The organism is Neorhizobium sp. USDA 3394 (assembly GCF_056280385.1).
The window spans coordinates 1,677,910-1,698,511 of record NZ_JBWCDU010000002.1 but is presented as its reverse complement, the minus strand read 5'-3'; the positions used below and the strand labels follow the sequence as shown (position 1 = coordinate 1,698,511).

Here is a 20,602-nt window from a genome sequence, read left to right as displayed (position 1 = left end):
GGCGAAGACGGCGCGTGGAAAAAAAATTGCGCGCTACGCGTTCGCGACGACGAACCCGCTCCTCCGGTAACTGGGCACGCGCAACACCTGACAGGGTCACCGAGGCGAGAAGGACAGACTGGACGGCGATCAGCGGTCTTATGCAGCCGTCATTCTGCAGCTTCGGCCGAGTATAAAGGCCATGCGAACTCGCTACCCTTGCGCCGTTGGGTCGTCTTCCTTGCCGACATTCTGCGCGCCCACGCCAACGGGCGGGGCCCCGAAACATTCCATGAGCATGTCAGTGAGGACTCTCACTTTTCGGGAGGGATACTGACCGGGCGGCCTCACGACGAAGATACCGGCAGGCGGTATCGGATGTCGCGCCATAATTGGCACAAGTGCGCCAGAAGAAATATGGTCCGCGACGAGCGGTTCGGGCAAATAGGAGATCCCGATCCCTTCCAGAGCGGCTGCTACCAGCGATATTGCATTGTCAGCAACGAAACGTCCTCGCGGACGCACCTTGATGATCTTGTCGCCATCAGTGAATTGCCACGTCTCAGCCTCACGCATCACGACATGGTGTTTCGCAATCTCCTCCGGTGTTTCGGGAGCGCCATGAGCCTCTATGTAGGCAGGGCTCGCGACAAGTTTGGCAAAGATCGGCCCGACACGTTTTGCGACGAGATTTGAATCTGGAAGGTGACCAAGCCGGATGGCGCAATCAAAACCCTCTCCGACGAGATCAACGAAGCGATCCGTGTAGGAAGACTGAATTTGTAGTTGTGGGTGTCGGCCTGCCATCTGAGAGAGCACGGGAGCAAAATGCGTCGGACCAAATGACAGCGGAGCGGCTACGCGCATGCGGCCTCGAAGCTCACCGGCCGGCAGGATCGTTTCCCGTGCTACATCCAGTTCGGCAGAAATCCGGGCTGCGTACTCCCTGAATGTAGCACCTGCTTCTGTTAGCGCTATACCGCGTGTCGTCCTTGCGAGTAACTGTGCACCGAGCTCCGCCTCGAGCTGGGTGATCCTCCGACTGACCATCGACTTGGAAATACCCAGGCGCAGGGCGGCCGCCGACACCCCTCCCGCATCAGCAACCTCGACGAATATCCTCAGATCCTCAATTTCCACTTCGCGTTCCCTCTATTGCAACACAGCGTTACACGGTCGACGACTACCGGGCTCCAGAAGAGAATGACAGGTTCCCCGCGGATGGCCCCCGATAAGGGCATCCTCGCAACAAGCCTGAACGAACCGCCAATAAAGGATGTATTCTATGACCTTTCGAAACGGCCTCAATTCTCTCCTTCGTCCCGAAGATTCCGTCCTCATTCTGATCGATCATCAGCCTTACCAGCTAGCCAACGTCAATAGCCATGATCCTCAGGCTGTGGTCAACAACGCGACCGCCCTGGCAAAGACGGCAAAAGCTTTCAAAGTTCCAACCATCCTCACCAGCGTGATCGCTGATCGTGGTGGCAAGCTCTTCAGGCAAATCACGGACGTCTTTCCGGGGCAAGAAGTGATCGACCGGACCTGGGTGAACACCTGGGAGGATGGGAAGGTGGTAGAATTGGTCAAGGCGACTGGCCGCAAGCAATTGATCATCGCCGGCCTGTGGACCGAAGTTTGCGTTGCGATGCCCGCGATTCAGGCAGCCGGCGAAGGCTGGGACGTCACCGTAATTACCGACGCATCGGGCGGAAGTTCAACCGAGTCTCACCAGGTCGCCATCCAGCGGATGATAGCGGCTGGCGTCAACATGATGACCTGGATGGCTCTGGCGAGCGAATGGCAGCGGGACTGGGCGCGCACTGAGCACATAGAAGAACTGACCGAGGTGCTCATCTCGCATATGGGCGGCAGCGGCATCGCATATATGTGGGAGCAGCAGTTGCTCAACTCGCCGATCCCGACGACCAAGGGCGGGCACTAAACTTGGTTGGGACGATGAGGATTTCGATGGAGCTTCGCGAAACTGCGAACGATCCGTCGGTCCTCGTCGTCCCCCTTTACCCTTGGTCGTCTCTCTGCGACTCGAGCGTGGGAACGCAACCTCCATCACTGGCGGTTGAAGGCTGTAGCTCAATCAAACAGATCTAAAATTCCACACGCAATTTTCTCGCCATTCCCGGCTACCTGGGTGGGTAGGGCTCGATATCCGCCGACCAGTAGTGCCTGGCGATGTTCTGACTGTTGCGGATGACGTGGTAGGCGATTTCGGGATCCCCGCCTTCGAGTGTGTCCGGGTCCGCACCGCACATGAGGCAGTACATTCTCTGATGAATGACGCTCGCAAAATATGACAGCGCCGGCGCGGATTCTTCATGCCCGATCCCTCGCATGCCTTCGGCAGCCTGTTTGACCGCCTCCTCCAAGGCTACGGAGACCGCATTGGCCAGCGCCTTGTCCGCACTCTCGATGACGGCGACGGTCTGTCTTTCAGACTGTGTAAGAACAGGGCAACTTTTTGTCACGCTAATTCCATGAATAGGTAAGGTTTCCGATTGTGCAGCACCGCACCTAGTGCGGTGAACCGGTGAGGAGCGACAGGTAGCTTTTTGCTCTTTCGGTAAACTCGCGGTCGGTGTCGGATACGGACTCAAGCCTCGCGTGGCGTGCGTCAATTGCTGCTTCGAGGTGATTTGTGATTTCCGGATCCGAAGCGCGCGCGCGATCGACCAGAGCTCGAATAACCGTTTTCAGCACGAAGTTCTGGGCGGAGAGTTCCAGTTGCTGTCGTTCACTCTTGTCCTTTTCGATGTCTTCCCGGCGGTCTTTCTTCTTCCGAAGTGCTGCTGGACTGCCGCGTTCCCTCTCCCAGCGGCGGGCGGCACTGCGTCCCAAGTAGAGGAATTTCCATGCGGTTTCAGGATCTCCTCCCATACTGGTTGTCAGGTCGGCTCCGCACAAACGCAGGAACAGGTGGCGGAGAACGCCGTCGGCGAAATAGTCATGTGGCGAGATGCGTGAACCCAGTCTCTGAAGTTCATCTCCAGCGGTCCTGGCAGCGTTATCGATGGCCTCATCGATGGCCTCCATCAGGATCTTATCTGCCTCCTGGAACAGGTAGGTTTCTTTCTGCATGCTATCCTCCATGCTAGGCAGTTCACTCACTGGCGAAGAACGTCCTGCCACTCTGGATGCCGTTGAATCTGGGCTTTGGCAAACGGGCAAAGGGGAATAATCGAAACCCCTTCGCGTCGGGCGTCCTCGATCGCCTGGCGTACAAGGCGCTCACCGACCTTTCGTCCCCTCAAAGCGGCAGGAACATCGGTATGGTCGATAATGATGAGCTGTTTTCCAGCTCGACTGTAGGTCATCTCCGCTTCGACGCCCTCAACCACGATCCGGTACCGCCCCTTCGACGTCCCATCCTCCCGTTCTACCTCCTCGCTGACCGAGGGAGCAGCCTTCTTCGGAAGCCTCTCATTCAGTTCCCGGACTTTGCCGCGCTGCCCGTGCGTGCACTCGAGCAGATCTCGGTCCCAACCTCCCAGATTGGCGGCAGCTTCGTAGGTGGAGACGAGAAACGCCAAGAGGGCTTCATCAGGATCAGCAGCGGACTGCACCGCCTCGTAAGGCAGGATGAATTCCGACAGGCCCTCATGCCAGAATGCGGCATCGGGCCGGACCGACGAGGTACGAAAACCGCTCGGTGCCGGATAGGCGTAGGCGTAGAATGCTGGATAATCGATGCCACCGCCTCCGGGCCAAAAGCCCGCCGAAGAAACCTCGCGGTCATAGGCTTCCTGCGCCACGTCATCTGGTAACGCCGGTATGCCTCCCGGATGGATTGGCGCCTGCCGTCCCGAAAACCGTGTGACGGCCAGATCGAAGCTTCCCCAGAAGATATGCACGGGGCTGGATTTCCCAATGAAGGAGGTGCGGAAGGCTTTGAAAACGCTGTCTATCGCCATCAATGCCTGGTGAAAACTCCGAACGGCATCACGGTCATAAGGGCGTTCCCGATGGTCTTCCTCGAACGGCACGGGGTCCGCCACTTCATTTGGCTGCCCATGGAAGTCCGGCCTGCCGCCGAGTTCGGAGATCAGACGAGCGAAATTGGCATGGAACTCCGCCACCGTAGATGTCCCCAGCGCAAAAGAAGCACGACGTCCGTCGCCGCTCGTACCGACGACCGCATGGTCATGAAAGTCGAATATAATCTCGATGCCAGGGCCATCAGGGATCGGGGATGATGTCAGACCGGAAGGGGTTACGTAGAAGGTCGCGTTCCAAGAATGATTGAGCCACGGTGTATGAGCCAGCCGATATTTGCCGACGACCTGCAGGTAGAGATGCAGGGCGGAACACGTTTCCCGCCAACTGAGGTAGTCGAGGCGTGGCCATTTCTTGCTCATTTTGCTTTCTCCATCCTGTTCGAAACGCGCGAGGTCGTGAATGCCGTTCCTGGCCTGATTCATCGCTCCAAGGCGATCGCGCTACAGCCGTCGGTCAGTCTGGAAGCGGTATATGCTCGTCCCGGTCATCGACCGGAAGATCGAACCGCCCCTTGCCCCAATTCTGTGCACGCCATTCCGCCTTGGCCTCCTCGATGCGATCCTTTGAAGAGGCAACGAAATTCCACCAGACATAACGCGGCCCGATAAATGTCGCGCCACCGAGGATCATCAGCCGTGCGCCTCGTTCACTCGCCGCGACCGTAATCCTGTCACCAGGACGGAACACCATCATCTGCGGTGCTTCGAAATCCTGGCCGGCGATCGAGATCGAACCTTCGACGATATAGATGCCTCTGTCCTCGTGATTGTCCGGCAAGGGGAGGCGGCTTCCAGGGCCCAACGCTACGTCGGCATAAAATGTTTCTGACAACATGGTGGCGGGCGCGGTCTGGCCATAGGCGTTGCCCAAGATAAGCCGTACGGAAGCGCCACCGTCCTCAATGACCGGCAACGCCTCCTTGCCATGGTGTTCGAACGTCGGCTCCATGTCCTCGTGGCTTTCAGGCAAAGCCAACCAAGTCTGGATCCCGAACAGGCTGTTCGGCCCCGTTCGGGCCGTTGCCGTCGTGCGCTCCGAATGTGACACGCCACGCCCTGCGACCATCCAGTTCAACTCACCTGGGCGGATGATCTGGTTGGCACCGGTACTGTCGCGGTGGTGAAAGTCGCCGCGATACAGATAGGTGACCGTGCCGAGCCCAATATGTGGATGCGGCCGGACATCAATACCCTGGCCTGTCAGGAGTTCGGCCGGCCCCGCCTGATCGAAGAAGATGAATGGTCCCACCATCTGTCGGTTCGGAGCCGGAAGAGCACGCCGAACCTCAAAGCCGCCAATGTCGCGGGCACGCGGAATGATGAGGGTTTCGATCGCGTCGATACTTACCTCGTCAGGGCAACCGGGCTCAAATGCGGGATTCCAACTCATGTGCGGTTACCTTTCCTATCTATAACGGTTTAGGTCGCGCGACGTGCTTCGATTGCTGCGTCTTCCTGATCCATCTGACGCGGGTGAACTGTTCAGAGAACAGGAGAACTGATCGGGGTGTCATAAGACCAGTTTCTGGGCTCCACGGATCCCGAAGCTTTTCGAACGACGCGATCAGAAATTCGGAGAGGATACGCACCTTGCGCGGTGGATGCGGACTGGATGGCCTCACAACATGAACGTCCCCGACGGGTAGCGGAAAGCGAGTCATGATCGGAACGAGGGCGCCCGACGCGAGATACGTATGGGTTACACAATCGGGAAGCCGTGCAATGCCAACCCCTGCAGCCGCGGCTTGGGCGATCGCCGCGCCGTTGTTGGAACTGAAGCGACCCTGTGGCTGCACGGTGATGATCCTGTCGCCTTCCAGGAACCGCCAGGCCTCGGCACCCAACAGTGCTTGGTGAGATGCGATCTCGTCCGGCGTTTCAGGCGAGCCATGCGCCCTGATATAGTCCGGGCTAGCAACGAGCTTGCCATAGATCTCGCCAACGCGCTTGGCGATCACGTTGGAGTCGCGCAAGGCGTCGACTCGAATTGCGCAATCGTACCCTTCCGCAACCAGATCGACGCAGCGGTTGCAATATTCGGCATGGATCTGAAGCTGCGGGTGGTGGCGCGCCGTGTCCGTAAGCACGGATGCGAAGTGCATTGGACTCGATGTCAGCGGGAGGGCAACCCTCAAACGTCCGCGAAGGTCGCCCTCAGGCATAATCGTTTCGCGGGCGATGTCTATTTCCGTGCAGGTTTTTGCCGCGTAATCGCGAAACGTGACACCCGCCTCCGTGAGGCCGGCCCCACGGGTGGTGCGCGCAAGAAGTTGCACTCCGAGTTCTACCTCCAGCCGGGCTAGCCGCCGGCTGACCATCGACTTGGAAATCCCCAATCGACGCGCCGCGGGCGATACACCTCCGGAATCGGCAACTTCGACAAAGGTCCGCAGATCTTCGATGTCCATTCGGGGCCCCCGTGTTGCGATCAAGCTCAGAAATCAGGTCCGTTGCGCTGCTCTGACGATTGGCGCAACTTCGGTGCCCAGGAGTTCAATCGATTGTCTCATCGCTGTAGTGTTGAGAGCGGCCGTACTCATCTGGAAGGTGATGCGGGATACGCCACCCAGTGTTTCATTGGCCTGCAGCATCTTGGCCGCTACCGTTTTCGGATCACCGACCAAAAAGGCACCCTCCGGGCCTGCCATAATTTCGAATTGCTGCCGCGTCGGCGGCGACCAGCCGCGCTCGCGACCGATATTCGTTGTCAGATACGCCCAGCCCGGGAAAAAGGCGTCCCTTGCGGCCGCATCGGTTTCGCCTACGAAGCCCATCGCATGAATACCGATCTTGAGCATCTCCGGCCTATGCCCTGCGCGCTTGCCGGCTTCGCGATAGAGATCGACGAGCGGGCGGAAGCGTTCGAAGCTTCCGCCTATGATCGCGATCATCAGCGGAAGGCCAAGCGCACCGGCGCGGGCAAAGGACTGCGGCGTGCCGCCTACGCCGATCCATATCGGCAGGTGCTGTTGATGAGGCCGTGGATAGATGCCTTGTCCGCTAAGCGGCGGTCGGAAACGCCCTTCCCAGGTGACATTCGTCGACTCTTGCAGAGCAAGCAAGAGATCGAGCTTTTCCGCAAAAAGGTCGTCGTAGTCACGCGTGTCCAGGCCGAACAGTGGGTAAGCTTCGACGAACGACCCGCGACCAACAACGATTTCCGCGCGCCCCCCGGATATCAGATCGAGGGTTGCAAAATCCTGAAAAACCCGCACAGGGTCGGCGGCACTTATAATTAATACCGCGCTCGTCAATCTGATCTGGCTGGTCCGCGCCGCTGCAGCAGCCAGTATGATCGTCGGGGCTGAGTCGAGAAACTCCGCGCGGTGATGTTCGCCGATACCGAACACATCCAATCCAACGCGGTCCGCCACTTCGACTTCCTCGATCAGTTCCGCCATGCGCACGGTGGACGAGGGAACCTGACCTGTGCTCGGGTCTGGTAGAACAGCTGCAAAACTGTCGATGCCGATTTCCATTATGGGTCCTTTGAAACCTGTGTGGCGCAGAGCTTCTTTCACTGCGGGCGCACCGCCACCGACGCCTCGAAAGTGTCATTTCAGTAGGTCACACGGTAGTGCTCGTTCTTGCGAAGCTGTGTCGCAAAATGGGGAACGCTACCAACGAGGCACACATGCTGGGTGCGGATGCATGGAATCTTGCGGAACGACAGAAGATCATCAGGTCAAATCCACTAGATTGCCTCACGGCCGGCACACAATAGCGATCCTGACCGAGGAGATGGCGGGGCTTGAAGAAGCCGCTCTCGCTGCTTGCGTCACTGCCGTAGAGGTTGCATTGGCGCGCAATCGGCAATTATGATCTTACACCACCGCCGTCGGGCATTCAGGTTGGACGCGCTCAGCATTGCCAAGGAAAGTGCGAGCAGCGTGGAGAGGCGGATTGAACGTTTCGGTTACATCATCAACTCAACGTCGTAGCCGGCGTCCCGCAAGGAAGGTTCGAATCTGCCGAGATCTTCGAACCCGACATTTCGAATGGCCTGCAACTTGCGGTTCGTCATCGTCATGCCTTCTATTCCGCCAGGGGGCTTGAGGCCCGCGCGGTCAGGATGTGCTCAAGATCCTTCAGCGCGGCGGCGGCGGTGGCCAGCGGCTCCTTGCCGGCTCCGATCGCGATCGTTTCGCCCATCGCGTCAGTGGTAATGCGGATCGCCTTGTCCTTTCCGCGTATGTTCGCGAATGGATCGGAAAGCGGATATGTCCTGATGCCGACCTCGGCGCGAAATGTGTCGTTGAGATGCGTAAGGCTGCCGACAAGTTTGGGAACGTGCCCCTCCCTGCGCCATGCCTCGATAAGCTCTGTGGTCACCGACTGGATGCCCTGGACGTTCAGGTCATCCATCGTCAGGTTGGCGCCGAGGCCGAAATTGGCGAGGATCAGCAGCTTACAGGCAGTATCCCAGCCTTCTGTATCGTTGCGCGGATCGGCTTCGGCGAAGCCGCCCTGCTGCGCCTCGCGCAACGCCACGTCGAAGCCGATCCCGCGCGTCGTCATGGCGTCGAGCAGGTAATTGGTGGTGGCATTCAGGATGCCTTCGACCTCGAGCACTTCGCAGCCCTTGAGGCTGTGGTGGACGAGATCGATCGTCGGCAAGGCGGCCGCAGCAGCACCACTAAGTTTCAGCATTGCGCCCGAGAGTCGGGCAAGCTCGCGCAATTGCCGTCCGCTGTGGACCAAGGCGCCTTTCGATATGACGATCGTGTCACGCCCGGTCGAGAGGGACGAACTGATGTAGGCGAGCCCTGGCCCGCCGGTGCGGAAATCGCTCGGCCCGGCTTCGATCAGGATATCGGCGCCGCTTGCCGCGATGAAGTCCGGACCCGTAAGAGCGTCTTCTAGATTGTCCAGCCGGTCCGCCTCGAGGCCGTTCTCATCCCTCAAGCCGGATCGCGATCCGCAGACGGCAACCAAGCGGACATCCGCCCCATAGACCTGGGAGTAACGTCCGCGGCGGGACAGAAGCAGGTTTGCCGTCGCTCGACCAACACTCCCGAAACCTGCAATGGCAACCTTTATCGTTTGCACGGGCCTCTACTCGCTGCTATTCCTGTACCGACAGCCTGCTGAGCGGTTCCGGAATGGGCTGGATGTGAAGACGGTTGCGGCCTGACATGATATCTCCTTGCACCTGCTCCGTGAGGCGCGCGATATCCCGCTGACGGATATCTTCGGCTGCCTCCTCGATATCAAGGTCACCATAGCCCAAAACGCGCAATCCCTCGGCTCCCATCAGATAGGCGGACTCGACCGTCTCGCGGATCTGATAGTCCACGCCCGCGCGGATCATCTCCACCGCATGTCCGCGATCATAGCTTCGCACGAGAAGCTTTGCCTGCGGAAATTCATGTTGTGCCAGTTCCACGATCTGCAGCGCGGCTTTCGGATCATCGATGCAGATCATCAGGGCATCTGCGGAACCGGCACCGGAATGGCGCAGGGTATCGAGCCTGCTCCCGTCGCCGAAAAAGACCTTGAACCCGAACCGTTCCGCCTCGCGGATACGGTCGGGATCGGCATCGATCACGGAGAGACTGACACCCCTGGAAAGCAGCAGTTGCGAGGCGATCTGGCCAAACCGGCCGAAGCCGATCATCAGTACAGTCCCGGTCAGATTCCGAGCTGTATCGACCCCGTCCATCGACGATTCTTTTCTCAACAGCCGGTCCGCCGCGATCATGAGAAGCGGCGTCAGCGCCATCGAAAAGATCACCACGGTGGTAAACAGGGCGTTCTCGCGGCTATCGATCACGCCGCCTGTCGTCGCTGCAGCATAGAGCACGAAAGCGAATTCGCCGCCCTGCAAAAACATCGACGTCCGGTGCAGAGCCTGGTGATTGGAACTGCGGAACAGGCGCGCAACCGCATAAACGACGACGCCCTTTGCGATCGTGAATGCGATCAGCATGGAGACAAGAAGCCACCATTCGGTGGCCAGGACGGAGAGATCGAGCGACATCCCGACAGCCAGGAAAAACAGGCCCATCAGAAGACCGCGAAACGGCTCGATATCGCTTTCGATCTGATGCCGGTAGCTTGAACTCGACAGCATGACGCCGGCGAGGAACGCGCCCATCGCCATGGAGAGGCCGGCCAGGTCCATCAAAAGCGCTGCTCCTAGAACCACCAGCAGCGCGCCGGCCGTCATCACCTCGCGCGTTCGGGCGCGTGCCAGCAAGGCGAAGAGCGGGTTCAGCCCCCATCTCGATACAGCCAGAAGCACGAGCAAAGCGCCAAGTGCCAGCAGGATTTCCATCCAGCCCGATTGGCCTTGCGACAAAGGCGACAGGAAGGCGACAATGGCCAGAAGCGGCACGATCATGAGATCCTCGAAGAGCAGGATCGACACCGATTTCTGGCCCTCTACGGTGGAGATCTCGCCGCGATCCTGAAGAACCGACATGATGACGGCCGTCGAGGAGAGGACAAAACCTGCCCCGGCGACGAAGGCTACCGGGCGGGACAAACCGAAGGCCAGCATGCCCGTCAGCGTAAGGGCCGCGATGGCCAGGGCGACCTGTACGAGCCCCAGACCGAAGATCTGGCCACGCATGGCCCACAGCTTTTGAGGGCGCAATTCAAGTCCGATCACGAACAGGAACATCACCACCCCGAGTTCCGAGAAATGCAATATCGACAGGGCGTCCGCAAACAGGCCGAGCACCGAAGGACCGACAAGCACGCCGGCAGCGAAATAGCCCAGGACCGATCCGAGGCCCAGCCGCCGAAACAGAGGCACCGCAACGACAGCCGCTCCCATCAGGACGATCGCCGGTCCGATCGTCTGCCCCAAGCTCGCTTCAGTCATTCATTCGCCTTTCCATTTATCGGCTTGACCGACGACACCAGCCGATGGCGCCCTTTCCCCGCTTGTTGCACGGCAATTCGACAAGCAGCGGACAACGATATGGCGGGTTTCATTCAAGCCAAACCGCTGTCTTCACCTGCGCGCCTTTCGCCACGAGTTTCCTGATGGCTACTGGTAGCGTTGCGGAGATTGCCTGAATAGTCGCGGGCAATGCAAAAGTCTGTCGCGGATAGAGGAACGCCAAACCCCTAGCTAAGGCGCTGAATTTTTGCGAATTTCTGGACCCAAAGTCTGATGTGCTGTCGTTCAGGTGCGTCTCAGCTTGTCCGTTCCCGCCGCAATTGAACAACGAACACAGTCAGGAGATTTCCATGTCCAATCTTGCCGTCACGGCGGTCGTCGCAAGCCCCCTTTTGTCCGGAACTGCTGTTGCGCAACAATCGAAGCCCACCATCGTACTCGTCCACGGGGCGTTCGCGGACTCGTCAAGCTGGAACGGAGTGATCACGCGACTTCAGCAAGACGGATACAAAGCGGTTGCGATCGCCAATCCGCTACGCAGCGTTTCGAGCGACGCGCGTTTTGTTGCTGATGTTGTCGACAGCATCGAAGGACCAGTGGTCCTCGTCGGACATTCCTATGGTGGCCAGGTAATTTCGAACGCCGCTAGAGGACACGATAATGTCAAGTCCCTCGTCTATGTGGCGGCCTTCGCACCCGACGTTGGCGAAGCGGCGGCCGACCTGGCGGGCAAGTTTCCAGGTGGCACGCTCGGCGAAGCGCTCGCTCCTCCGGTCAAGCTAACGGGGGGCGGCGTCGATCTCTACATCGATCAGGCAAAATTCCATGACCAGTTTGCTCACGACGTTTCAACCGAAGCTGCTGCGTTGATGGCAGTTGGCCAACGGCCGATCACCGAAGCCGCTCTGACGGAGAAATCGGGTGAGCCAGCCTGGAGATCATTGCCCTCCTATTTTGTCTATGGCGATGGCGATAAAAACATACCTGCCAAGGCGCTCGGGTTCATGGCCGATCGTGCGGGCTCCAGGCGCACGGTCGTTGTTGAAGGCGCATCGCATGTGGTTATGTTTTCCAAACCGGAGATCGTGGCGGATTTAATCGAAGAAGCCGCGAAGTGACGTGTGCCTATACAAAATACGCAACTCCCACTCAGGAGGCGCTGTAACTATTCACGCCGCGATATGTGCGAGAGCGGAGGACCACAAAGTTCTGGTCGACGTTCATTGGTCGCCGAACTTTAGCGCTCCTCCTGTTCTTCACGACGACGCGTGGACTGCCGGCTCGCAAAAGAGGATGAGAGCCTCGCTGACGATGCCTCTTCAATGAGCGGCATTCTCGCATTGGGCGGCACCAGACGGTGAAATGACGTTAGTCATTTGGCGTAGGCGTCGCCTGTCTTTGGGACAGACGGCGTTGCCCTTCTTCACCGAAGGTGACAACGAGATTTGCGTGCCGGTAAAAGGTGGCTGTAAAAAACGACCTGACAACCACCCAGTAGTTTTCTAAAGCCGCCCGTACTAAACGGCGATGTTCAAGTCATCATATTCGCTGGCGGTAAAAGCCGCGGCTTCGATATGATGGACCTGCGGTTCGTCCGAAAAATAGTCCTGCAAGCCCATCATGAACGTCTGATGGTCTTCACTCGCCTCGAAGCCCGGCGTGTGATCCTCGAGCGAGCGCCATCGCACGATCAGGTGGAACAGTTCGGGCCTTCGATCCCTTGTGCCAGAAGATGACCGCGGTAACCCTGTGCGCGGCTTAGCAACGGAACGACTTAGGTGAATGCCTGCCTGAACGTGTCAATATGCTCCTTGCCAACCGGTAGCACAGCGATCTCATAAATCATGGTTGCACCTTTGAGGTGAGTTGGAGCGTTTAGGAACTTGCACGCGCAGTGGCAGCCGATGGGTCGACTGCGATCGCGATTTTTCCCCGGACACCATTGTTCGGGGTCTCAAGGCGTGCATGGGCGAGAGAAATGTCATCAAGCGAATAGACGGCGCCAACGTGCGGCCGTAACTGACCACGCTCCACCAATGTGCTCAGTTCATCAAGCTTGCCTTGGTTCTGCCTTGTGAAAACGAAATGAAAACTCGCGTTCTTGCCCCATGCCTCGATGAGGTTCTGTGGGTGTGCGATATCGACGATCGTTACGACGCGGCCAAGTTGCGCGAGCACGTTCGGGCTGCGGGACAATGTGTTGCCACCCAGCGTGTCAAACACGACGTCGACCCCGCGGCCATCCGTTTCCCGCATGATAGCGTCGACATAATCTTCTTTCCTGTAATCGATGACGACGTCAGCCCCGACACTTCGTGCAAACTCGAAGTTGTCTTCGCGTACGGTCGTGAAGACCTTTGCACCGATGGCTTTCGCGACCTGTATCGCCACATGACCGACCCCACCCGCGCCGCCATGGATCAGGATGCTTTCTCCCACTCTCAAAGCTGCACGCGAGACGAGGGCCTCCCACGCCGTCCCGCCAACCAGGCTCAGGCTCGCTGCTTCGAGATGGCTAAGCGACCTCGGTTTCCTTCCGATGATGTTTTCGTTCGCAACGTGGTACTCGGCATAGCTTCCCGGCCCCTGGAATATCTGCGGGGTGTACCAGACTTCGTCTCCTGGAGAGAACATCGTCACGCCTGGTCCGACTGCGTCGACAACCCCGGATACATCATGACCGGTGATGGCCGGCAATGGTACGAAGTCGCGGTAGTCGCCGCGCCGAACCTGATAATCCAAGGGGTTGATCGACGTGGCATGTACGCGCACCAGGACTTGTCCTGCCTGCGGAACGGGCTTTGGTAATTCGGAAAGCTCGAACGAATCCGGGCCGCCAAAAGAGTTGAGTGTCATCGCTTTCATTGTAGATCCTCGTTTCGTTGATTTGGGATATCGCGATTTTTCGATATCATGCGTTAAAAAAATTACAGGTCTTTGCCTATTGTCTCGGCAAGAGCACTGATGGTTGCTTCGTTCCGCTTGTAGTAAGTCCATTGACCGATGCGCCTGACTTCGACCAGGCCGGCCCGCTGCAGCGTTGCAAGATAATCGGACACAGTTGACTGCGACAGACCGACACCTTCCTGTATGCTACTGACGCAGACACCTACCGTGTGAACGTCACCTTCGTCCTGCGGAGGAAAATTCTTCACGGGATCCTTCAAACCCCGCACGATTTCAAGACGTGTACGGTTTGAGAGGGCTTTGAATATCTCGAGCAGATCCATGCCCTAAATATATCGGTAATTAGCGATATGTCAATACGATAAATGACCACGTGGCCATCTTGCTGTACATCCGCCGATTGAGGTGGGTGATCTTGAAAAGCAAACATGCGAGGTTGTAGCATCGAAGCGGTCGATGCTCACCACGATGGGTTGACGAGCCCTTAAAAAGGCGTTGCTATGCCGACTATATCATAACCCTTTAGATCGTCGCGGAGAGGATATGTGCCTTCCAGCACCGAGACACGCGGGATTCAAGCTTCTCGTTAGTTGGGAGTCAAAATTACAGGCCAGTGGTTCGCGTCCCTTCAAAGGCGACGCTTCCACCTGAACCTTGTTGAGCCAAGGGTATCGGAAGCGAAGAATCCCGGCGACGGAATCTTCCCAACTGCCTCTTCTCTGAGCGCCACGCGCAACACCGTCAGTGCCAATGGCGTGTCCAATTATTTCGACAGCCATACAGCTTTCCGGCTCCAGGCGTCGAAATAACCCGAGTATCGCGTCACGTATACGTTTCTTCGAGATTTGACGCGCTAACCTCAGAATAATCGGTCCGACATCTCGACAAATTTCACCGTCTTGACGAAGAATGTGCCAGGATCTTTCGCTCTCCCGAGCAGCACGCCGCGATGCTTGTCGATATAGGCCTCAAGGTATTTGTAGAGATCGAGCAGGTCCGGCAGGATCAAGCGGAACGGCTTCTGTCCGAAAAACGATGACCCGGAATTCTTGAATGCGACCGAAGGGATCAGCACTTCTCAGCCGCCATCACGATCGCTCCAGCGCAGCTCACCGCACTTCATATCTTCGAGCCGCCGCTCCAACGTCGGGAAATGCCCGCGCGGGCAGACGCGAAGCTGACGCAGGTTTTTCTGTCGAAGGCCGAGATGCAGGCCGAGCCGCAGATGAAAGATCGTGTTTGGGCATGCACATTCCGTTTCTCTCTGGCAACAATGCCGAGGGCGAGCGGAAATAGGAACGTGGCTTTAACAAAGCATGTATGGTGGGTGCGACTCGCTGGCCGTAACGCGGCCATTTAGAAATCAGCATAAATGATATATAAACAGATCAATTCAATGGCGATGGTCCGTATTCATATCTTTTTCGTTGACTGAGCTCAGAATGTTTGAGATAGCTTGCCCTGCTCCACGGAGAACTTTTGGGTAGGTAGGATGGCACGGTCTGAGTCAGATGCCTTGCTGGAAATCGGGCAGTTGCTGAAGGCTACGCGCAAAGGCAGGCAACTGACGCAGGAGCAGGTTGCCGACCTAGCTGGTATATCGCGTCCCCGCTACCGTGAGATAGAATCCGGAAGCAGTTCTGCGCGCACGACGACCCTGATCAACATCGCCCGCGCTCTCGGACTTGAATTGATGCTCATACCGCAGGCGATGGTTCCAGCCGTTGACGCATTGTTGCGGCCGCACGACGATCTAGACGATCTTCCGGCATTCATGGCTCATCCGGACGGGGATGAGAATGTCTGAAACTTTCCCCGATCCGAGATCCATCTCGTCGCTCGAAGTGCTGCTGAATGATCTGAGGGTCGGCACAATCATTCGGACGCCCGGCGACTTCAACGCCTTCAGCTTCGAGCACAGCTATCGTGCGACAGGCGGCTTTCCGGTGCTCAGCCTGTCGTTCCGCACAGCCACTGGCGGCTTGCGCAAGGACCCGAAACCCGTAGCCAGAGCGTTGCCGGCATTCTTTGCCAATCTGCTACCTGAAGACAAGCTGCGCGAGGCGATGGAAAAACACCACGCGGGTAGTGTTCGCGCGGGAAACGATTTCGACTTGCTCGTCGCGCTCGGGTCTGATCTGCCTGGCGCCGTCCGCGTCGTGCCGAGCGACAGGGCGATTGTGCGTCTCGACAATCTGCCAGCCCATAAGCCGAAAGCACGGTTTTCGCTCGCGGGCGTCCAGATGAAGCTTTCGGTGATCAAGAACACGGGCAAGGGCGGTGGGCTGACTTTGCCGCTCGGCGACGATCAAGGATCCTACATCGCAAAGTATCCATCGACCTCGTTTCCCGGCGTTTCGGAAAACGAATATGCCAATCTCGCACTGGCGGAAGCGATCGGCATGGAGGTGCCCGAACGGGAGCTTGTTGAGCAGTCGGAGTTCGAGGGTATACCGAAGGAATTCGAGACGCTGTCGGATGGAAAAGTCCTGCTCGTCAAACGCTTCGATCGTGGCGCAAACGGCGAGCGCATCCACATTGAGGATTTCGCGCAGGTGTTCGGAATCTATCCTTCGCGGAAATACGAAGGGGCTGCCTATCATGATATCGCCGCAGCACTGAACGTTGCCGTTTCCTCCGCCGCTGCTCTCGAGTTCGTCCGTCGACTGGCTCTGGCAGCCATAACCGGCAATGGCGACATGCACCTGAAGAACTGGTCATTGATCTATCGTGGGGTAGGCGACAAACCGCAACTCGCGCCTGTCTACGATGTGCTATCGACGGTCCCTTACATCCCTGCCGATGCTATGGCTCTATCGCTTGCCGGCGAGCGCCGCTTTAAGGCGTTGAATGCGCAGCGATGGAAAGCCTTCGCCAATCGTGCGCGTTTGCCGGAAGCGGCCGTGCTCAAAACGGTGGTTGATACGGCCGAGCGCGTAAATGAAGTTTGGTGGTCGCTGCCGGAACGGAAAGCCATTCCGCCGAAAGTGCTCGAGCGTATCGATACGCACGTAAGGCTGATGACAGCGATCCTTGGCACCTGAGGGCATGCATAGTGACCGTTCTCCCTGGTTTGAATCGCGGTCACCATGGTAGAGATCGAGTAGGGGATTCAGGATTTTCATTCACCGCACAGATTCTATCTACGACGACAGCCCGGTTGAGCAATATCAGTTTCCGAGCCAGTATCTCGGCCGCGTCCAAGCCTGCGTTGGGGACTGGATCATCTACTACGAACCTCGGAAGGTTCCGCGATGTTTTTCTATGTCATGCGCGGGACGATCGTCAGGGAGATGCCAAGACGCTACATGACCTGCTTGAAGCGCGCGGCGTATCAGTCTGGTTTAGCGAGAAGGGCGTCGCTCTCGGTACATCGCTGCTTCGGGAAATTGACAAAGGATTGGCGAAATCACGCGTAGGGTCGTTCTTGTAACGCCCGCATTGCGTCGCCTTCCAGCCGCAGGGGTAAGGAGCTTTCAGCCCTGTTGGCGACGGAACAGCTCGTGCCGATCGTGCATTACACGACATATGACGCTCTGAGGAACGTCAGTCCTCTTTTGGCCTCGCGAAGCGGGTTAAGCACCGAAGAAGACACGATGTCCGTGGTAGCCGACAAGCTCGCCGAGCTTATGGCTACTTAGCGTCGAGGAAGAAGTCCGGATGCTTAAAACGAATACCCGTCAAGCTCACTGGCGCCGAGCAAACCCGGTTAAGTACGATGCTCATCTTGCCGTGCAGCGAGCCGTCAAAGCAGGGAGTCTGGCGAAGCAGACATGCGAAGCCTTGCGGGTCGTTCTCCCTGTAACGTTTTGAGCAAGGTAAGACGCGGATTGGTGTCATGCGAGCTGCAGGATCAGGACGTCGCGGGCCGGCACCTCGATCATGCCGCCGTCATGGGCGTGTCCGACGAGCCAGACGGCCTTGCCGGGGGCAAGACGCCCATGGCCCTCGGCGAGCTTGACTTCGGTCAGCTGCGCCGAACGGGTCGGATTGACGAGCCAGAGGAAGCTGCCTTTTTCGCCCTTATGGATACGTGCGAACAGCGCCTTGTTCGACAGGGTCACATGCGGCGCGCAGCCGCTCCAGCGCAGCAGTTCGGCGAAGAAGGCGCCGTTCGCCTTGCCCTGCGACTTGTAATAGGCGACCGACGGATTGGTGCCGATCAGCAGCGTGCGCCCCTTGCCATAAGCGTTCTCGACCACGGCAAGCCGCCCGTCGTCGAAATTGCCGCGCGCTGTGCCGCCGGCCAGCATATAGGACTGCAGGAAACCACCGCCATCGACCGTTGCTCCATCCAGCTTGAAATGGATGCGGTCGCCGATGTCCGGCATGAATTCGACCTGATCCTCCCGGGCGCCGAACACCTTGTCGAGGCCCATATTCGGTTGCACCTGGCCGACATGGCCGCGGTCGCCGAAATAACCGGGGCAGGCTTCGGCAATCAGCGTGCCCCCCTTTTCCACCCAGGCGGCAAGACGTTCTGCCTGCTTCGCGGTGAACATGATCGGGTAGGGGAAATAGAGGCGATCATAGGCATCAATATCGTCGATATGCACCCAGTCCGGCTGGACGCCGTTTTCGAGGAAGGCGCGATAGGCGCCCCACATGGCTTCCGGATAGGGCTTTTCCTTGCGGTCGTAGTTCAGGAGGTAATCCCATTCCTGGGTCTCGGGAACTACCAGGATGCCGATTTCGCCGCGCACCGGTTTTGCCTCCCAGAGAGCGGCCTGTGCCGGGTCGTTGGCCCATTTCGCCATGTCGCTCTGCATCTTCGAGCGCGGCGTGCGGGCGCCGTCCATGCCGTATGCGCCGAAAGCGCCGAAGAGCGGACCGTCGAGCAGCGGCCGCCAGCGCAGGTTCAGCACGCCGCGGGCGCCGCCCGCAAACGAGGTCATGGTCCACAGGCGGATATCTTCCGGTTCGGCGATGCGGCCGTCGTCCTTGTCGCGGCCGATCACCTGCGGCTGCAGCCAGAGCGGTCCGCCCTGGCGTTCGGCATGCCAGAAGGGTTTGCCGCGGGCAGCGGCGCGGTTGATGTCGACGCCGTACCAGTTCTTCCAGGCTTCCGATCCCTTGCGGGCCTGGATCCAGGTGAAGCCGTAGATCTCGACCTTGGAGGCCGCCAGCCAGTCGTCGCAGCCGTTCGACGCCATGTTGGGGATCGCACCGGATATGCCATGGGCAGCGATCGTGTTCTTTGGATCGACGGCGCGGATGGTGTCGATGCGCCATTGCATCTGTTCGTAGAAATTGTCGCGCTTGAATTGCAGCCAGTCGATGCATTCGGGATAGGGCGCCATGTGGACCGGCGGTTCGACGTCCTCCCATTCGGCATAACTGTAGCGGTGCCAGGCCTTGGCGAGCAATTTCAGCGTGCCGTATTTCTTCTCCAGCCAGGTGCGGAAGGCGGACTTCGCATAGCTGCTGTAATCGACATCGGCGGAATAATTGCATTCGTTCCAGACGTCGTAGCCGTAGATCGCCGGATGGTCCTTGTAGCGGGTGGCGAGTGCGGTGAGGAACCTGCCGGCCGCTTCCTTCACTTCGGGGCAGTTGAGCGTCAGCGCGCCTGCGCCGCCGCCATTGTTGGAAAAGCCGCCGGTTGCAGCAGAAACACCCATATAGGAGCCGAGTCTGGTGCCATCGGCATTGACCTGCAGCGCATCGGCATATTTGCGCACCGCCCAGTCGGGCACGGCATGGATGAGCTCGGCGATGACCGTCTTGATGCTATTCTTGGCGGCGAGGTCCATCTGCCGGTCGTATTCCTCCCAGTCGTAGACGCCCGGCGCGGTTTCGATCGCGCTCCACATGAACCAGTGGCGGAAGATGTTGAGGCCGTCCTCGCCCGCCGTTGTGTAGTCGCGCTCCCAGTCTTCGCGAGGCGGGTTGGACTTGCGGAAATAGACGGCGCCGAAGGGGAATGGGATATCGTTCTTTAGCATGGTCCTGTCCTTTTTCATCGATGGCGGACATGGCTCCGCCCTCCGGGAAGGGCTCCGGTTTGGAAGCGGCGAAGATGAGGTCCGATTAGTTCGGAAAAGCGTTGATCTTAACGAGGCCCTCCGCAGAGATGGGGCTTCATCCAGGTGAGGCCGTTGCTGGTGCCGGCCTTCGGTCGGTATTCGCAGCCGACCCAGCCGTCGTAACCGAGGCGGTCGAGTTCAGGGAGAATGAAATCGTAGTTGATCTCGCCCATGCCGGGCTCGTTGCGGCCGGGATTGTCGGCGATCTGAACATGGGCGATCTTGTCCTTCAGGCGGATGAAGGTCGGGATGAGGTCACCCTGCATGATCTGCATGTGGTAGAAATCGTACTGGATGTAGAGATTGTCGGAGCCGACCTTGTCGAGGATGCGTTCCGCATGATCGGTTGTCGACAGGAAGAATCCGGGAATGTCGCGCAGGTTGATCGGCTCGATCAGCAGCTTGACGCCGGCATCGGCGCAGTGCGGTGCGGCATATTTGAGGTTGTCGACCAACACTTTTTCCAGAGCCTCGACATCAGCCCCGTTCGCAACGAGGCCGGAGATCACGTTGACTTGTTGGCAGCCGAGCGCCTCGGCATAGTCGAGCGCCAGAGCCACGCCGTCGCGGAATTCCTGGATGCGGTCCGGCAGGCAGGCGATGCCGCGCTCGCCGCCGGCCCAGTCGCCCGAAGGCACGTTGAAGAGCGCCTGGACGAGGCCGCTTGCCTTCAACGCATCGGCGACCTTCTCTTTTGGCTCGGCATAGGGACCGAGATATTCGAGCCCGCCAAAACCGTCCTTCGCGGCGGCCGCGAAGCGATCGAGGAAGGGCAGGTCCTGATAGAGGAAGGAGAGATTGGCGGAGAATTTCGGCACTGGCACTGT

At 58.6% G+C, this 20,602-nt stretch carries 17 protein-coding genes and 3 pseudogenes; 6 read left to right on the top strand and 14 right to left on the bottom strand.

The window, feature by feature from the left end; genetic code table 11:
• Window positions 1-192 precede the first annotated feature (192 nt).
• Window positions 193-1,119 carry a LysR family transcriptional regulator gene (locus tag ACZ9EJ_RS29570; RefSeq protein ID WP_046636208.1) on the bottom strand — a complete coding sequence of 309 codons (927 nt, stop codon included), beginning with the start codon at window positions 1,117-1,119 and terminating at the stop codon, window positions 193-195.
• A gap of 145 nt (window positions 1,120-1,264) precedes the next feature.
• Between ACZ9EJ_RS29570 and ACZ9EJ_RS29565 the strand changes: the two genes are divergently transcribed.
• Window positions 1,265-1,924 carry a hydrolase gene (locus ACZ9EJ_RS29565; protein WP_046636210.1) on the top strand — a complete coding sequence of 220 codons (660 nt, stop codon included), beginning with the start codon at window positions 1,265-1,267 and terminating at the stop codon, window positions 1,922-1,924.
• A 199-nt stretch (window positions 1,925-2,123) separates the two neighbouring features.
• Here the strand turns inward: ACZ9EJ_RS29565 and ACZ9EJ_RS29560 are convergent, their stop codons facing one another.
• The 8 genes from ACZ9EJ_RS29560 to ACZ9EJ_RS29525 form a co-directional block, all read right to left on the bottom strand.
• Window positions 2,124-2,465 carry a hypothetical protein gene (locus ACZ9EJ_RS29560; RefSeq protein ID WP_046634193.1) on the bottom strand — a complete coding sequence of 114 codons (342 nt, stop codon included), beginning with the start codon at window positions 2,463-2,465 and terminating at the stop codon, window positions 2,124-2,126.
• A 46-nt stretch (window positions 2,466-2,511) separates the two neighbouring features.
• Entirely contained in the window at window positions 2,512-3,075 is a 564-nt protein-coding gene (locus ACZ9EJ_RS29555; RefSeq protein ID WP_255736804.1) for a hypothetical protein, read from the bottom strand.
• Window positions 3,076-3,101: 26 nt separating this feature from the next.
• Window positions 3,102-4,352, bottom strand: coding sequence for a DUF5996 family protein (locus ACZ9EJ_RS29550; protein WP_046634198.1), 1,251 nt, complete (start codon window positions 4,350-4,352; stop codon window positions 3,102-3,104).
• 94 nt (window positions 4,353-4,446) lie between these two features.
• Entirely contained in the window at window positions 4,447-5,382 is a 936-nt protein-coding gene (locus ACZ9EJ_RS29545; protein WP_046634199.1) for a pirin family protein, read from the bottom strand.
• A gap of 19 nt (window positions 5,383-5,401) precedes the next feature.
• Entirely contained in the window at window positions 5,402-6,400 is a 999-nt protein-coding gene (locus ACZ9EJ_RS29540) for a LysR family transcriptional regulator (protein ID WP_080954212.1), read from the bottom strand.
• Window positions 6,401-6,433: 33 nt separating this feature from the next.
• Entirely contained in the window at window positions 6,434-7,471 is a 1,038-nt protein-coding gene (locus tag ACZ9EJ_RS29535; RefSeq protein WP_046634201.1) for an LLM class flavin-dependent oxidoreductase, read from the bottom strand.
• Between the two features lie 556 nt (window positions 7,472-8,027).
• The gene (locus tag ACZ9EJ_RS29530; protein ID WP_046634204.1) at window positions 8,028-9,041 is read right to left on the bottom strand and encodes a homoserine dehydrogenase; all 1,014 of its coding nucleotides are present in this window, start codon (window positions 9,039-9,041) and stop codon (window positions 8,028-8,030) included.
• 16 nt (window positions 9,042-9,057) lie between these two features.
• Window positions 9,058-10,821 (bottom strand): monovalent cation:proton antiporter-2 (CPA2) family protein, encoded by a 1,764-nt coding sequence (locus ACZ9EJ_RS29525; protein ID WP_046634206.1) that lies wholly within the window; start codon window positions 10,819-10,821, stop codon window positions 9,058-9,060.
• A 371-nt stretch (window positions 10,822-11,192) separates the two neighbouring features.
• Between ACZ9EJ_RS29525 and ACZ9EJ_RS29520 the strand changes: the two genes are divergently transcribed.
• Window positions 11,193-11,960 (top strand): alpha/beta fold hydrolase, encoded by a 768-nt coding sequence (locus ACZ9EJ_RS29520; protein WP_046634207.1) that lies wholly within the window; start codon window positions 11,193-11,195, stop codon window positions 11,958-11,960.
• 757 nt (window positions 11,961-12,717) lie between these two features.
• Here ACZ9EJ_RS29520 and ACZ9EJ_RS29515 read toward each other — a convergent pair.
• The 3 genes and pseudogenes from ACZ9EJ_RS29515 to ACZ9EJ_RS29505 form a co-directional block, all read right to left on the bottom strand.
• Window positions 12,718-13,707, bottom strand: a complete 990-nt coding sequence (locus ACZ9EJ_RS29515; RefSeq protein WP_046634209.1) for a zinc-dependent alcohol dehydrogenase family protein — start codon at window positions 13,705-13,707, stop codon at window positions 12,718-12,720.
• A gap of 62 nt (window positions 13,708-13,769) precedes the next feature.
• Window positions 13,770-14,072 (bottom strand): ArsR/SmtB family transcription factor, encoded by a 303-nt coding sequence (locus ACZ9EJ_RS29510; RefSeq protein WP_046634211.1) that lies wholly within the window; start codon window positions 14,070-14,072, stop codon window positions 13,770-13,772.
• Window positions 14,073-14,638: 566 nt separating this feature from the next.
• Window positions 14,639-14,974: pseudogene (locus ACZ9EJ_RS29505) on the bottom strand (hypothetical protein); the annotation flags it as partial.
• A gap of 267 nt (window positions 14,975-15,241) precedes the next feature.
• On the opposite strand from ACZ9EJ_RS29505, the gene ACZ9EJ_RS29500 reads away from it, so the two are divergent.
• From ACZ9EJ_RS29500 to ACZ9EJ_RS29485, 4 genes and pseudogenes are all read left to right on the top strand, one after another.
• Complete coding sequence (locus ACZ9EJ_RS29500; protein WP_046634215.1) at window positions 15,242-15,556, top strand: helix-turn-helix domain-containing protein; 315 nt, start codon at window positions 15,242-15,244, stop codon at window positions 15,554-15,556.
• The gene (locus ACZ9EJ_RS29495; protein WP_046634217.1) at window positions 15,549-16,793 is read left to right on the top strand and encodes a type II toxin-antitoxin system HipA family toxin; all 1,245 of its coding nucleotides are present in this window, start codon (window positions 15,549-15,551) and stop codon (window positions 16,791-16,793) included. The genes ACZ9EJ_RS29500 and ACZ9EJ_RS29495 overlap by 8 nt, the downstream gene beginning before the upstream one ends.
• A gap of 73 nt (window positions 16,794-16,866) precedes the next feature.
• Window positions 16,867-16,998: pseudogene (locus ACZ9EJ_RS29490) on the top strand (HNH endonuclease); the annotation flags it as partial.
• Window positions 16,994-17,390: pseudogene (locus ACZ9EJ_RS29485) on the top strand (toll/interleukin-1 receptor domain-containing protein); the annotation flags it as partial. The pseudogenes ACZ9EJ_RS29490 and ACZ9EJ_RS29485, both read left to right, overlap by 5 nt.
• A gap of 195 nt (window positions 17,391-17,585) precedes the next feature.
• Here ACZ9EJ_RS29485 and ACZ9EJ_RS29480 read toward each other — a convergent pair.
• Window positions 17,586-19,694, bottom strand: coding sequence for a beta-galactosidase (locus ACZ9EJ_RS29480; protein WP_046634382.1), 2,109 nt, complete (start codon window positions 19,692-19,694; stop codon window positions 17,586-17,588).
• A 107-nt stretch (window positions 19,695-19,801) separates the two neighbouring features.
• Window positions 19,802-20,593 carry a 2-oxo-tetronate isomerase gene (otnI, locus tag ACZ9EJ_RS29475; RefSeq protein WP_046634219.1) on the bottom strand — a complete coding sequence of 264 codons (792 nt, stop codon included), beginning with the start codon at window positions 20,591-20,593 and terminating at the stop codon, window positions 19,802-19,804.
• Window positions 20,594-20,602 lie beyond the last annotated feature (9 nt).